Source organism: Nocardia otitidiscaviarum NBRC 14405 (assembly GCF_000308635.1).
GTDB lineage: Bacteria > Actinomycetota > Actinomycetes > Mycobacteriales > Mycobacteriaceae > Nocardia > Nocardia otitidiscaviarum.
Window position 1 is genome coordinate 1 of sequence record NZ_BAGD01000272.1, and the last position, 13,022, is coordinate 13,022.

The 13,022-nt window shown below is 69.3% G+C and carries 13 protein-coding genes and 1 riboswitch; of the genes, 7 read left to right on the forward strand and 6 right to left on the reverse strand.

Annotated elements, in window-relative coordinates:
- The 4 genes from ON31_RS30435 to ON31_RS37095 all read right to left on the reverse strand — a co-directional run.
- The coding region (locus ON31_RS30435) for a DUF58 domain-containing protein (protein ID WP_039818617.1) at positions 1-405 on the reverse strand (405 nt) is incomplete at its 3' end.
- A 30-nt stretch (positions 406-435) separates the two neighbouring features.
- Positions 436-1,617, reverse strand: a complete 1,182-nt coding sequence (locus ON31_RS30440; RefSeq protein ID WP_029928685.1) for an AAA family ATPase — start codon at positions 1,615-1,617, stop codon at positions 436-438.
- 177 nt (positions 1,618-1,794) lie between these two features.
- Complete coding sequence (locus tag ON31_RS30445; RefSeq protein WP_039818598.1) at positions 1,795-2,172, reverse strand: hypothetical protein; 378 nt, start codon at positions 2,170-2,172, stop codon at positions 1,795-1,797.
- A gap of 79 nt (positions 2,173-2,251) precedes the next feature.
- Positions 2,252-2,572: a PepSY domain-containing protein gene (locus ON31_RS37095; protein ID WP_051037992.1), complete on the reverse strand. Its 321-nt coding sequence runs from the start codon at positions 2,570-2,572 to the stop codon at positions 2,252-2,254.
- A gap of 257 nt (positions 2,573-2,829) precedes the next feature.
- Between ON31_RS37095 and ON31_RS30455 the strand changes: the two genes are divergently transcribed.
- Positions 2,830-3,741 carry a M23 family metallopeptidase gene (locus ON31_RS30455; protein WP_051037994.1) on the forward strand — a complete coding sequence of 304 codons (912 nt, stop codon included), beginning with the start codon at positions 2,830-2,832 and terminating at the stop codon, positions 3,739-3,741.
- Between the two features lie 130 nt (positions 3,742-3,871).
- Here the strand turns inward: ON31_RS30455 and ON31_RS30460 are convergent, their stop codons facing one another.
- The gene (locus tag ON31_RS30460) at positions 3,872-5,011 is read right to left on the reverse strand and encodes a helix-turn-helix transcriptional regulator (protein ID WP_039818599.1); all 1,140 of its coding nucleotides are present in this window, start codon (positions 5,009-5,011) and stop codon (positions 3,872-3,874) included.
- A 104-nt stretch (positions 5,012-5,115) separates the two neighbouring features.
- Between ON31_RS30460 and ON31_RS30465 the strand changes: the two genes are divergently transcribed.
- The 3 genes from ON31_RS30465 to ON31_RS30475 all read left to right on the forward strand — a co-directional run bounded on the left by ON31_RS30465 (position 5,116) and on the right by ON31_RS30475 (position 7,863).
- A complete protein-coding gene (locus ON31_RS30465; protein WP_029928693.1) occupies positions 5,116-5,532 on the forward strand; it encodes a VOC family protein in 417 nt (138 codons plus the stop codon).
- Positions 5,533-5,658: 126 nt separating this feature from the next.
- A riboswitch (cobalamin riboswitch) is annotated at positions 5,659-5,851 on the forward strand.
- 155 nt (positions 5,852-6,006) lie between these two features.
- The gene (locus ON31_RS30470) at positions 6,007-7,011 is read left to right on the forward strand and encodes a methylenetetrahydrofolate reductase (RefSeq protein WP_081592851.1); all 1,005 of its coding nucleotides are present in this window, start codon (positions 6,007-6,009) and stop codon (positions 7,009-7,011) included.
- Between the two features lie 111 nt (positions 7,012-7,122).
- Positions 7,123-7,863 carry a class I SAM-dependent methyltransferase gene (locus ON31_RS30475; protein WP_039818600.1) on the forward strand — a complete coding sequence of 247 codons (741 nt, stop codon included), beginning with the start codon at positions 7,123-7,125 and terminating at the stop codon, positions 7,861-7,863.
- Here the strand turns inward: ON31_RS30475 and ON31_RS30480 are convergent, their stop codons facing one another.
- Positions 7,864-9,288 carry a short-chain fatty acyl-CoA regulator family protein gene (locus ON31_RS30480; protein WP_039818601.1) on the reverse strand — a complete coding sequence of 475 codons (1,425 nt, stop codon included), beginning with the start codon at positions 9,286-9,288 and terminating at the stop codon, positions 7,864-7,866.
- A gap of 155 nt (positions 9,289-9,443) precedes the next feature.
- Here ON31_RS30480 and prpD point away from each other — a divergent pair, with 155 nt between their 5' ends.
- Genes prpD through ON31_RS30495 form a run of 3 tightly spaced genes read left to right on the forward strand, consistent with a single transcriptional unit; the run spans position 9,444 to position 12,984 of the window.
- Positions 9,444-10,949 carry a 2-methylcitrate dehydratase PrpD gene (gene prpD, locus ON31_RS30485; protein ID WP_039818621.1) on the forward strand — a complete coding sequence of 502 codons (1,506 nt, stop codon included), beginning with the start codon at positions 9,444-9,446 and terminating at the stop codon, positions 10,947-10,949.
- Positions 10,946-11,860, forward strand: coding sequence for a methylisocitrate lyase (gene prpB, locus ON31_RS30490; protein WP_039818602.1), 915 nt, complete (start codon positions 10,946-10,948; stop codon positions 11,858-11,860). The genes prpD and prpB overlap by 4 nt, the downstream gene beginning before the upstream one ends.
- Complete coding sequence (locus ON31_RS30495) at positions 11,860-12,984, forward strand: bifunctional 2-methylcitrate synthase/citrate synthase (protein WP_039818603.1); 1,125 nt, start codon at positions 11,860-11,862, stop codon at positions 12,982-12,984. Before prpB ends, ON31_RS30495 begins: the two co-directional genes overlap by 1 nt.
- Positions 12,985-13,022: the final 38 nt, after the last annotated feature.

Sequence of the window (13,022 nt, forward strand, 5' to 3'; positions counted from 1 at the left end):
GCCGCCACCGCTGGTGAGGTGGGTGACCGCCGCGGCGGCGGCGACGACGAGATCGCGCTTCTGGCACAGCGCGGTTCCGAAGTCCAGGCTGGCCGACAGGTCGATCACGAGCCAGGTCTCCAGCTCACGGTCGGCCACCATCTGGCGGACGTGCGGGTGGGTGGTGCGGGCGGTCACCGACCAATCCATCTGCCGCACATCGTCGCCCGGCTGATACATGCGGGCATCGCCGGGTTCGGATCCCGGGCCGGGAATCAGGCCCAGGTGGTCACCGTGCAGCACGCCGTCGAGGCGGCGGCGCACGGTGAGCTCGAGGGTTTTCAACGCCGCCGCGAGCTTCGGGTCGTCGAGACTGCCCGACCGGAACGAAGGCGGGGCATGGGAGGTGCCGCTGAGGTTCGACATCGTCACGGGCGCAACCGGTTCCGTGGTCGCCTACTTCGACTGCGGCTGGCCCGCGCCCGACATCTGGCCGTTGGGCGGCTGCGGCACGGCGGGATGCTGCTGCGGTGCGCCGTGCGGTCCCACGGCGGGCTGCGCGGCGGGCATGGGGGTCTGCGGGCTGCCCGGCGCGACCGCCTGCGGGGCGACCTGCGGCAGGCCCACCGTCTGCAGCACCCGGCGGATCACGTCGTCGGGACTGACCTCGTCGGCGAGCGCGTCGTAGGACAGCACCAGGCGGTGTCGCAGCACATCCGGCACCACCTCGACCACATCCTGCGGTACCACGTAGTCGCGGCCGCGGATCAGGGCCACGGCGCGGGCGGCGGCGATGATGCCGAGGCTGGCGCGCGGCGAGGCGCCGTAGGCGATCCACCCGGCCACATCCTGCATACCGAAATCGGCGGGCTTGCGGGTCGCCGCGATCACCCGGACCACGTAGTCGACCAGGGCGTGGTGCACGAAGGTATTGGCGGCCAGCTGCTGCAGGCGCACCAGTTCGGTGGGTTCGAGGATGCGCTTGGGCTCCGGCGGAGTGACGCCCATCCGGTAGATGATCTCGCGCTCCTCCTCCACCGACGGGTAGTCCACGACCACCTTGAACAGGAAGCGGTCGCGCTGCGCCTCGGGCAGCGGGTACACGCCCTCGCTCTCGATGGGGTTCTGCGTGGCCATGACCAGGAACGGATTCGGCATCGGATAAGTCTTGCCGCCGATCGACACATGCCGCTCGGCCATCACCTCGAGCAGGGCCGACTGCACCTTGGCGGGTGCGCGGTTGATCTCGTCGGCGAGCACGAAGTTGGCGACGACCGGACCCAGCTCGGTGTCGAACTCCTCCTTGCCCTGCCGGTAGATGCGGGTACCGATGAGGTCGGTGGGCACCAGGTCGGGGGTGAACTGCACCCGGGAGAAACTGCCGCCGACCACCCGGGCGAAGGTTTCCACGGCGAGGGTCTTGGCGATACCGGGCACACCTTCGAGGAGGACGTGTCCGCGCGCCAGCACACCGACGAGCAGGCGTTCGACCAGCCGATCCTGACCGACGATCACCCGCTTCACTTCGTAGATCGCCTTTTCCAGGGTCTGGACATCGCGCTCGAGGGTGCTGGGTGCCGACGGCGACTCCTTCACCGTACTTACCGCGTTCACACCATCACTCGAAGTCACCAACATCCCCGCTTTCGCCTCGGTCTTGTGCGTGCTGGTCCCAACTATTCCAGGTATCGCGCGCCGATGCCGCACCCGGTTCGGGAAGAGTCGCCGTTTTTTGCGAATCGACGGCCTCACCCGTGTTCGGATCGGGTGCCGATCGACGACCCGTCCCGGCCGGAATTCGGTATGCGATGTTTCTCAGGCCGCCGAGCGGGTGGCTTCGACGCGGCCGGTGATCCGAATGCGCGAGCCCGCCAGGACGCCCGTGTACGTGCGGCGGCCATGGGTGCGCTCGACACTGGTGGTGGATTCGGTGAGGCGCAGCGCGGCGGCCCACTCGCGCAGGTGCCGCTCGGTGGATTCGGGTTGATCGCGCGGCGCGACCCGGCCGCGGAACTCCACCTCCTGCTGTTCGGAGCAGGGCAGCGAATACACGCCCTGGTGCCAAACCCACACCAGCGGAGGGAGTTCCACGCCGGTCTCGGCCACCGCACGCGCGTTCACCGCCGCGGAGATCGCGTCGGCGACCTCCATCGTGAGCGAAATCGTCTGCGTCTCGGTCGGATAGCACGTCATGCCGGGCACGGTCTCACCGATGCGCGCGAAATGCCTGTCACCGCAAGGTGCGCGTGTCCGGGCGCGTGGGCGGCACGGGTCAGTCGGTGCTCTCCTCCACCGACACCACCATGCCGGTGGTCGCGTCGATCTGCACCTCGTAGTCGGCGCCGGTGCGGGTCACCACGTCGACCTCCCACATCGGCGTTCCGTCGGCCATCTCCAGTTCGATGGACTGCACGGTCGCGCCCATCAGCGCGTCCTGGGCGGCCCGCAGCGCCTCCTGATCGCTGACCGCGGGCTGCACCGCGGGTACCGCGGCGGCGGGTGCGGCTGCCGCGCCGAGCGCGGCGGCGGCCAGCACCACGCCGAACGAGAATCGGCGCAGGCCGTCGGTGCCGCGAGGAATCGTGACCGTCATGATGATGCTCCTTTGCTCGTTCTCCGGGACTTCGCAGGCGCGGCGGGATCGATCTTTCGCGCCCTCGCGGACGGAACTACCACCGTTGCGGCCGTTCATGCGCGGAGGTTCGGCGGAAGCATCGTGGAGGGAAACATCGAGAAATGGCGACAGAACGGTCACGCGTAGGTACAGTTTTCGACACGTTCCCACACCGGACCGCCAGCGTCGGTGACTCCGGAGTTCGGGCGCTGTCGCTGATCTACCGAGGACGTGCTGTGTCGCTGCATCGAGAGACCTCCGGTTCCCTTTCCGTCCAGGACCTGCTCGGTGCGGTCGGGGCCGGAACATCCACCAGTCATCGCGCCGACTCCGCCTCGGGCGGATATGTGAGGGCCGTGGCGGGCGTGGCGGTGGCAGCGGGAGCGCTGCTCACCACGGTCGCCCAGCTGGCTCCGGCCGCCGCGGTCGCCGCTCCCCCGACGCCCGTCGACGAGGCCGATCCGGTCGCCGATCCGGTGCCGCTGGATATTCACTCCGCACCCGAGCTGCTACAGGCCGCGGTGGACGCCACCGTCGCCGCGGTGACGAACCAGATGCCGCCCGCCCCAACCGAAACGGCCCCACCCGCGGAACCCGCTCCGGCTCCGGCGGCCGCACCCTTCGGCCTGGCCGGTCTGCCGGCCGAGATCGCCACACCGCTGGCGCAGGCCGAGCAGACCATCAAACAGCTCCAGCAGCAGTTCGCCCCCGCCGCGCCCGCACCCGCGCCGTTCATCGCCGCCCCCGCCGTCCTGCCGGTGGGTGGCCAGATCAGCTCCGGATTCGGCAGCCGCTGGGGCGCCTTCCACTACGGCGTCGATATCGCCGACGCACTGGGTACGCCGATCCATTCGGCGCTGGGCGGCACCGTCGTGGAGGCCGGACCGGCCGACGGCTTCGGGCTCTGGGTGCGCGTGCTCCAGGACGACGGCACCACCGCCGTCTACGGCCACGTCAACGACATCTACGTCGCCGAGGGCCAGCGGGTGAACGCGGGCGACGTGATCGCCACCGTCGGCAACCGCGGCCAGTCCACCGGCCCCCACCTGCACCTGGAGATCTGGGACCAACACGGGAACAAGATCGACCCGGTCTCCTGGCTCGCCGCCAAGGGCGTGCTCATGGAACAGCACTGGGGCGCGCACTGACGCGGCTCCGCACAGTTCCATCCAACCCACGCGGTTCCACCTGAACCACGCCGCCCCGCCTGCTCGCCGCACCACCTCGCCCCCGCCGCCCCTGGCTCGCGCCGCCCTTCCTCCCCGAACCGACGGCACGTCATCGAGCGGCGGCACCATAGCGCCGGGCGAGTCGGGCACAGGCCGCCGCGAGAGCGGGCGGTCCGACCACCTCGAAATCCGCGTCGAATCGACCGATGGCGGCCGCCACGCCGACCCACGACCATGACCCGAGGGTGAGATGGCAGCGGTCCGCGGCCAGTCGGGTCACCGTGCCGTCGTGCACGTGCGGGACGATCTCGGCGATATCGCCGGTGAGAATCACCTCGCCGACGCACGGCCAGCCCTCGGCACCGTCGGAGCCTCGAAAGCGTCCGGCGATGAACGCGGACACGTCACCGCCCGGTAGCTCGCGCGGCCGGAAGCGCGGACCGGTCGGAATGCGTGGCGCGATGCGGTCCACCCGGAAAACGCGCCAGTCCTCACGATCGAGATCCCACGCCACCAGATACCAGCGCCCGCCCCGCGCGACGAGATGATGCGGCTCGACGCGGCGCGGCCGCGAGGTGACGACCTCGCCGCCGTCTCGGCCCGCCCGAGCCGCCGAATGTGCCGAACCCGCCGGAACTTCGAGGCCCACGGCGCCCACCGCGGGTTCCGGATCAGGCGTCGCCGGGGGCATTGGAGTAGCTGGGGTCACCTGGGTCGCGGTGGTCGCTGGAACCGCGGTGCCCGCCGGGCCTGCCGGTAGTGCCGGGGCGTAGTCGAAGCGCAGTACTTCCCGGGTGAACACAGCGGCGCCCAGGGCGGCCAGCACGTCCCGACCCACCTGTGGAACAGGTTGCGCCGCAGTGGTTTCCACAGCGGCGATCGGCAGGGCATCGATGCGGTGGCGCAGTCGTGCGGGCATGACCTGGCCCACGGTGGCGAGCGCCCGCGCCGCGTCCTCGGCGATATCGGCTCCGCTGGTGGCGGCGAGGCGCAGGGCCACCGTGAGGGCCACCGCCTGTTCGTCGTCGAACAGCAGCGGCGGCAGCCGGGTGCCCGCGTCGAGCCGGTATCCCCCGTCCGGGCCTTTGATCGCCAGGATGGGGTAGCCGAGTTCGCGCAGGCGGTCGATATCGCGGCGCACGGTGCGCACGCTGACGTCGAGTCGGTCGGCCAGCAGGTCGCCCGGCCAGTCCCGACGCGCCTGCAGGAGCGAGAGCAGGGCCAGCAGTCGCGCGGAGGTTTTCGGCATGAATCCATTCTGCGCGCGGTAGCGGACACACCCTGTCCGCTACCGCTGCGAGTGTGAGCCGTACCCGCCAACGCGGCGGGCAGCGATCGAAAGGCGAAAGGCTCATGACCATCACCACCACCACCCATCTGAATTTCCGTGGCGAGGCCCGTGCCGCGCTGACGTTCTACCGCACGGTGTTCGGCGGCGAACTGACCGTCATCACTTACGCCGACGCCGGGAACGTGCCCGAACCCGCCGCGGCCGACCAGGTGATGTGGGGCCAGGTGGGCGTGCCCGGCGGCTTCCGGGTCATGGCCTACGACGTCCCGTCACATCTGGGCTACGACCGCGGCGAGAACGCGTTCTTCGTCTCCGTGCGCGGTACGGCGGTCGAGGAGGTCGCGGGCTACTGGGAGAAGCTGTCGAATGGAGCCGACATCGTGGTTCCGCTCGCTCCGGCGGGCTGGTCACCCGCCTATGGCATGCTGACGGACCGCTTCGGCGTCACCTGGGTTCTCGACGTCGTCAGCGAGGCGTAGCGGCGCGGCACCGTGTGGCTCGGCGTGGCGGATACGAACGATTCCGCTATATTCACGGTCGCAGCTGGTTCGCCGGAGGTGGAGTCGAGGAGCCCCTTATCCGCCCGATGGCGTCGAGCCCGGGACGTGCTTCGCACGGACCGAGGTGAAGAGGGAACCCGGTGGGAGTCCGGGACTGTCCCGCAGCGGTGAGTGGGAACGACGGCCGTCATGGGCACTGGGCGCGAGTCCGGGAAGCGACGGCCGGTAGGACCAGCCCCGGATTCCGACGTCGGGGTCGCCCCGGGTGGGGTCGGCGCCCACGAGTCCGAAGACCTGCCGGTTGTGCCGGGTACGCCGTATCCGGCGGCCGTCGCCTCGTGGATCGGGCGCTACGCCGAGTGGGACCCGGGCACGGGACGATGTTGCAGGGGCTCCGCTGGCGTGCGTTCGGTGTGGGTGACGGCCATCGGCTGTCTACTTCACGAGGCGACTATGTATTCTCCCTCCGAATCGGGGCTCTCCGGCGTGAGGCGTCCGGCCCGGATATCGCCGATCGCGTCCGGCGTTCCCTCGGTCGTGCAGAGTCTGCGGCGACACGCCGCCGGGCCGCGGGTGCCCTTCTCCGTCGAGTTCAATCCGCCCCGGGACGCCGCGGGTGAGGCCCGGCTGTGGCGGGCGGTGCGCGAATTCGAGCGGATGCACCCGGCTTTCGTCTCGATGACCTACGGTGCCGGTGGCTCCACCAAGGACCGCACCGCCCGCATTACCGGCCAGTTGGCCCAGCAGACCACCCTGCTGCCGGTGGCGCACCTGACCGCGGTCGGCCACAGCGTCGCCGAGCTGCGCGCGCTGGTCGGCTCGTATGCCGATTGCGGAATCCGCAATATCCTGGTGCTGCGCGGGGATCCGCCCGGCGACCCGCTCGGCGAGTGGCACCGGCATCCCGACGGCGTCGAGTACGCCGAGGAGTTGGTGCGCATCGTGCGCGATCTCGGTGACTTCCACGTCGGCGTCGCATCCTTCCCGCAGGGGCACCACCGCTCCCCCGACCTGGATACCGACACCGCCTTCCTGGCCGCGAAACTGCGTGCGGGCGCGGATTACTCGATCACTCAGATGTTCTTCGACGTCGAACACTATCTGCGCCTGCGGGATCGGGTGCTGGCGGCCGATCCCGTGCAGGGCGCGAAACCGATCATCCCGGAGCTGATGCCGATCACCTCCATGCGCACCGTCGCGCGCGCCGAGGAACTCAGTGGTCGCGCGCTGCCCGCGGCCGTCCTGGACCGGCTGCGCCGGGCCGCGGGCGACGGCCCCGAGGAGAACCGCGCCGCCGTCCGCAGGGTCGGCATCGAGATCGCCACCGAGATGGCGCAGCGCCTCATCGACGAGGGCGCACCCTGCCTGCACTTCATCACCCTCAACTTCGCCAAGGCCACCACCGAGGTGCTGACGAATCTGGGCTACGAGGTCACCGCCGCCCCACTGAGCGCCTGACCGCCCGCGGGCGCAGGCCGGGTTAGCCTGCCTACCGGATCTGTGGCCGGGCGCGCGGGCGCTCACCGCACGCGATACGACATCCGTACTCGATATGACACCGGAGGGTGTATGACCTGGGAAGCGTGGCAGCGGAGTTGGGATCGGCAGCAGGAGCTGTATCTCCCCGATCGCGAGGAGCGGTTCCGGGTCATGCTCGACGTGGTGGAGGCGGTGGCCGGGAAGTCGCCGCGGGTGCTGGATCTGGCCTGCGGGACCGGCACCATCTCCCGGCGGCTGTTCGCCCGCCTGCCGGAGGCGACTTCCGTTGCGGTGGATCGCGATCCGACACTGCTGGCGATGGCGCGCGGCTCGTTCCAGGGCGATTCCCGCATTACCTTCGCGACCGCCGATCTGGAGCGGCCCGGATGGACCGACGCGTGTGCGTCCGGCGCGTTCGACGCCGTTCTCACGGCCACGGCGCTGCACTGGATGCAGCCGGATCCGCTGCGCCGCCTGTTCACCGACCTGCGCCCTCTGCTGCGCCCCGGCGGGGTGTTCGTCAACGCCGATCACATGCCGGATCCGGAAACGCCGCTGCTCAATGCGATCGACGAGACCATTCAGCACGCCCATCAGGAGCGTGCCCGGGCCGACGGCGCGCGCGACTGGGACCAGTGGTGGGCCGACGTGGCCGCCGACCCCGCACTCGCCGACGAATACGCCGCCAGCCGAGCGATTTTCGACGGTCGCGAGCCCGGAGTCCCGCAGCCGCTGGACTGGCATCTGGCCGGGCTGCGCGAGGCGGGGTTCGCCGAGGCCGGGGTGGCGTGGCGATCCATCACGGATGCGGTGGTCGTCGCGGTCCGCTGATCACCCGGCGGTGGACGGCACGTACGGAATGTGCTGCGAGCTGTTGTCGTCCACCCGGATCGGGCGACCCAACTGCGGGAAGGCGCGCTGGGCGCAGTCGGTGCGCTCGCAGACCTTGCAGCCCGCGCCGATCGGCACGGCCGCGCTCGGATCGTCCACCGGCAGCGCGTGGGAGTAGACGAGCTTGTCCGCGTACGCCAGATCGCAGCCCAGCCCGATGGCGAAATCCCTTTTCGCGGACAGGTATCCGGGCGTCTTCTCGTCGGTGGTGCGGGCCAGCCACAGGTAGTTGCGGCCGTCGGGCATCCGCGCGATCTGGGTGCGGATGCTGCCCGGGGTGGCGAACGCCTCGTGCACCACCCACAGCGGACAGCTGCCACCCACCCGGGAGAAATGGAATGCGGTGGCGGACTGGCGTTTCGAGATGTTCCCGGCGCGGTCGGTGCGGACGAAGAAGAACGGCACCCCACGCTTGCCGGGCCGCTGCAGGGTGGACAGGCGGTGGCAGACGGTCTCGAAGCCGACCTCGAATTGGGCTGCCAGCAGTTCGATGTCGTAGCGCAACGCTTCGGCGGCCGTCCAGAACCGGGTGTAGGGCAGGATGAGCGCACCGGCGAAGTAGTTGGCCAGGCCGATCCGCAGCAGTCCCCGCGACTGCTCCGGCATGGCGTCGGCCTCGTCGATGAGGTCGGCGATGACCGCGCCCTGGGTGAGGAAGGCCAACTGCGTGGCCAATTGGAAGGCACGCTGCCCGGTCGAGAGCCGACGCGCCAGGGTCAGCACGCGGTCGTTCGGGTCGTACACCCGTTTGGGTCCGGGATGATTCGGATCATCGGTGCGGATCGCCACCGTGATGCCGAACTCCTCTCGCAACAGGCGGGTCAGTTGCAGGTCGAGCCCGCCCGGCTGGAAACCGTTGCGCGTGAACAGTTCCTCGGCCGCGGCGTCGAGTGCGGGGATGTGGTTGCGCCGGTCGTAGAAGTAGTCGCGCACATCCTCGTAGGGCATGGCCGTGGCGGAGTCGCCCCGGCCGCCGTCGATTTCGGCGGAGAAGCGCTCCATCTGATCGGTGGCCCCGCGCAGGCGACGATGCAGGGAGACGAGCAGACGCGCCGCCGCCGGCACCCGGGCCACCAGATCGTCCATCTCGGCGGTGGTGATGGCGGCGCCGTCGGGGTCCTCGGCGAAGACGTCCTGGAGGTCGGCGATGAGCCGGGCGTCGGTGTCGGCGGCGAAGAAGCCCATATCCAGATCGAAGCGGGAGTTCAGGCGCAGCAGTACCGGCACGGTCAGCGGTCGTTGATCGTGCTCGAGCTGATTGATGTAGCTCACGGACAGCTCCAGGGCCTTGGCCAGCGCCGACTGGGAAAGCCCCCGCTGTTCCCGGAGCGTGCGCAGTCGCGCGCCCGCATACATCTTCTGCATGCCCCTCAATCTAGCAACCTGGCCTTACACAACTTTCACACTTTCACCGCCACGCTTACACAAAAATAGGCATTTGCGGGGGATTTCCATGTCAGCACTGTCTGTATAGCGTGCGAAATATCCCGATGAACCTCGATGCCTGGGAGGCCCCGACCGTGAAGAACCATCTCGTCCGCACCCACCGCTCCGCGGAGAGCTTCCCCCGGGAGGAGCATCTCGCATGGCGGATCGCCGAGGTGGCCGCGGATGCCGTGGAGGTTCCTCCGGAGACAGAGGAGATGATCGTCAACCGGATCATCGACAATGCCGCCGTGGCCGCGGCCGCGCTCACCCGCCGCCCCGTCGTCAATGCCCGCGCCCAGGCGCTGGCCCACCCCTACCGGCCCGGTGCGACCGTGTTCGGTGTCGACGGCCGTTTCTCCCCGGAGTGGGCGGCCTGGGCCAATGGGGTGGCGGTGCGCGAACTCGACTTCCACGACACCTTCCTGGCCGCGGAGTACTCGCATCCGGGTGACAACATCCCGGCGATCCTCGCGGTGGCGCAGCACGCGGGCCGCTCCGGCCGCGACCTGATCCGCGGTCTGGCAACGGGTTACGAGATCCAGGTCGATCTGGTGCGCGCTATCTGCCTGCACGAGCACAAGATCGACCACGTCGCGCACCTCGGTCCGTCCGCCGCCGCCGGTATCGGCACCCTGCTCGGACTCGACACCGAGACCATCTACCAGGCCATCGGCCAGGCGCTGCACACCACCACCGCCACCCGCCAGTCCCGCAAGGGCGAGATCTCCAGTTGGAAGGCGTACGCCCCGGCCTTCGCCGGGAAGATGGCCGTGGAGGCCGTTGACCGCGCCATGCGCGGCGAGGGTGCGCCGTCCCCGATCTGGGAGGGTGAGGACGGTGTGATCGCCTGGCTGCTGGGCGGCCCGAAGGCCGAGTACAGCGTGCCGCTGCCCGGCCCGGGTGAGCCCAAGCGCGGCATTCTCGACACCTACACCAAGGAGCATTCCGCCGAGTACCAGAGCCAGGCCCCGATCGACCTGGCGTTCCGCCTGCGCGAGCGGATCGGCGACCTCGATCGGATCGCGTCGATCGTGCTGCACACCAGCCACCACACCCACTACGTGATCGGCACCGGTTCGCGCGACCCGCAGAAGTTCGACCCCCGGGCGTCGCGCGAGACCCTGGACCACTCGATCATGTACATCTTCGCGGTCGCCCTGCAGGACGGCACCTGGCACCACGAGCGCTCCTACGCACCCGAGCGTGCCCAGCGGCCCGACACCGTCGAGCTGTGGCGCAAGATATCGACCGCCGAGGATCCGGAGTGGACGCGCCGCTATCACTCCACCGATCCGAACGAGAAGGCATTCGGCGCACGCGCCGAGGTGACCCTGAAGAGCGGCGAGGTCATCACCGACGAGTTGGCCGTCGCCGACGCGCATCCGCTGGGTGCGCGCCCCTTCGCCCGCGCCCAGTACATCGCCAAGTTCCGTACCCTCGCCGAGGGCGTGATCGAACCGGCCGAGCAGGACCGATTCCTCGAGGTGGCCCAGCGCGCGGGCGAATTGTCGCCCGCCGAGCTGCCCGAACTCACCTTCTCCGTATCCACGGATGTGCTCGCCCGCGCACCCCGGTCGCCGCGGGGGCTGTTCCGATGACGAGTCTGCTCGCCGCCGCCACCTCCGCCGCCGACAAGCGCGTCGCCTTCCGGGCCGGACTCACCTCCGGGCGGATCCAGCGGTTCCCGGGAGCCTTCAACCCGTTGGTGGCCAGGCTGATTCAGGAGATCGGCTTCGAAGGCGCGTACGTCTCCGGGGCGGTGCTCTCGGCGGATCTGGCCCTGCCCGATATCGGTCTGACCACGCTCACCGAGGTGGCGGGCCGCGGTCAGCAGATCGCGCGGGTGACCGACCTGCCGGTGCTCATCGACGCCGACACCGGTTTCGGCGAGCCCATGAGCGCCGCCCGCACCGTCACCGTCATGGAGGACGCCGGACTCGCGGGCCTGCATCTCGAGGATCAGGTCAACCCCAAGCGCTGCGGCCATCTCGACGGCAAGGCCGTGGTACCCGCCGCGGACATGGTGCGACGACTCCGGGCGGCGGTATCGGCCAGGCGTGACCCGAATTTCGTGATCTGCGCCCGCACCGACGCCGCCGGAATCGAGGGGATCGACGCCGCGATCGAACGGGCCCGAGCCTATGCCGACGCGGGCGCGGACCTGATCTTCACCGAGGCTCTGCACACCGCCGCCGATTTCGAGAAGTTCCGCGCCGCGGTGTCGATTCCCCTGCTGGCCAATATGACCGAGTTCGGCAAGTCCGAACTGCTGACCGCCGAGGTGCTGGAGTCGATGGGCTACAACGCCGTCATCTATCCGGTGTCGACGCTGCGCCTGGCGATGTACGCCGCGGAGGTCGGTCTGCGGGAGATCTTCGAGCAGGGCACGCAATCCGGGCTGCTGGACCGGATGCAGCATCGCAGCCGCCTCTACGAACTGCTGCGGTACGAGCGATACAACGAATTCGATTCCGAGATCTTCAATTTCACGCTGGGAGGGAATCAATGATGGGGGATATCGCCGTCCCGACCATCTACAAGGGACTCGCGGGGGTCGTCGTCGACACCACCGCGATTTCCAAGGTGGTGCCCGAGACCAACTCGCTGACCTATCGCGGCTACGCCGTGCAGGACCTGGCGGCCCACTGCACCTTCGAACAGGTCGCCTACCTGCTCTGGTACGGCGAACTACCGAGCGACGCGCAGTACGCGCGGTTCTGCCAGCAGGAGCGCGCCTCCCGCCGGGCGGACCGCTCGCTGCTGTCGCTCATCGCGAAGATGCCCGACAACTGCCACCCGATGGATGTGGTGCGCACCGCGATCAGCTATCTGGGCGCGGAAGATCCCCTGGAAGACGACAATTCGCCGCAGGCCAATCGCGCCAAGGCATTGCGCATGATGGCGGTGCTGCCCACCATCGTGGCCGCCGACCACCGCAAACGGCACGGCCTGGAACCCATTGCGCCACACTCGCAGCTGGGCTTCGCCGAGAACTTCCTGACTATGTGTTTCGGGAAGGTTCCCGCTCCGGAACTGGTGCGGGCGTTCGAGGTCTCGCTGATCCTGTACGCCGAGCACAGCTTCAACGCCTCCACCTTCGCCGCCCGCGTGGTCACCTCCACGCTCTCCGATATCTACAGCGCGGTCACCGCCGCCATCGGCGCGCTCAAGGGACCGCTGCACGGCGGCGCGAACGAGGCCGTCATGCACCACATGCTCGAGATCGGCGACCCCGATCTGGCCGCACGGTGGCTGCGCGACAAGCTGTCCCGCGGTGAGAAGGTCATGGGATTCGGCCACCGGGTGTACAAGAACGGCGACTCCCGGGTGCCGACCATGAAGCGCGCGTTCCTGGATATCGCCGCCGCCACCGACGGAGCGCCGTGGGTGCGGATGTACGAGATCCTGGAGAGCACCATGCGCGAGGCCACCGGGATCGCCCCGAATCTGGACTTCCCCGCCGGCCCGGCCTATTACCTGCTCGGCTTCGATATCGAGATGTTCACGCCGATCTTCGTCATGAGCCGCATCACCGGCTGGACCGCCCACATCGTCGAGCAGGGTGAATCCAATGCGTTGATCCGGCCCCTGAGCGAATACGTCGGTGTGCCACCGCGTTCGGTCGTGGCCTGAGCGGACGCGATGCCGGGCCGGTCCCACACGGAACCGGC

Bases quoted from the DNA above. Each gene is read 5' to 3' on its own strand.
- ON31_RS30440 (WP_029928685.1), bottom strand. From the start codon at position 1,617: ATGTTGGTGACTTCGAGTGATGGTGTGAACGCGGTAAGTACGGTGAAG.
- ON31_RS30445 (WP_039818598.1), bottom strand. From the start codon at position 2,172: ATGACGTGCTATCCGACCGAGACGCAGACGATTTCGCTCACGATGGAG.
- ON31_RS37095 (WP_051037992.1), bottom strand. From the start codon at position 2,572: ATGACGGTCACGATTCCTCGCGGCACCGACGGCCTGCGCCGATTCTCG.
- ON31_RS30460 (WP_039818599.1), bottom strand. From the start codon at position 5,011: ATGCCGAAAACCTCCGCGCGACTGCTGGCCCTGCTCTCGCTCCTGCAG.
- ON31_RS30465 (WP_029928693.1), top strand. From the start codon at position 5,116: ATGACCATCACCACCACCACCCATCTGAATTTCCGTGGCGAGGCCCGT.
- ON31_RS30470 (WP_081592851.1), top strand. From the start codon at position 6,007: ATGTATTCTCCCTCCGAATCGGGGCTCTCCGGCGTGAGGCGTCCGGCC.
- ON31_RS30475 (WP_039818600.1), top strand. From the start codon at position 7,123: ATGACCTGGGAAGCGTGGCAGCGGAGTTGGGATCGGCAGCAGGAGCTG.
- ON31_RS30480 (WP_039818601.1), bottom strand. From the start codon at position 9,288: ATGCAGAAGATGTATGCGGGCGCGCGACTGCGCACGCTCCGGGAACAG.
- prpB (WP_039818602.1), top strand. From the start codon at position 10,946: ATGACGAGTCTGCTCGCCGCCGCCACCTCCGCCGCCGACAAGCGCGTC.
- ON31_RS30495 (WP_039818603.1), top strand. From the start codon at position 11,860: ATGGGGGATATCGCCGTCCCGACCATCTACAAGGGACTCGCGGGGGTC.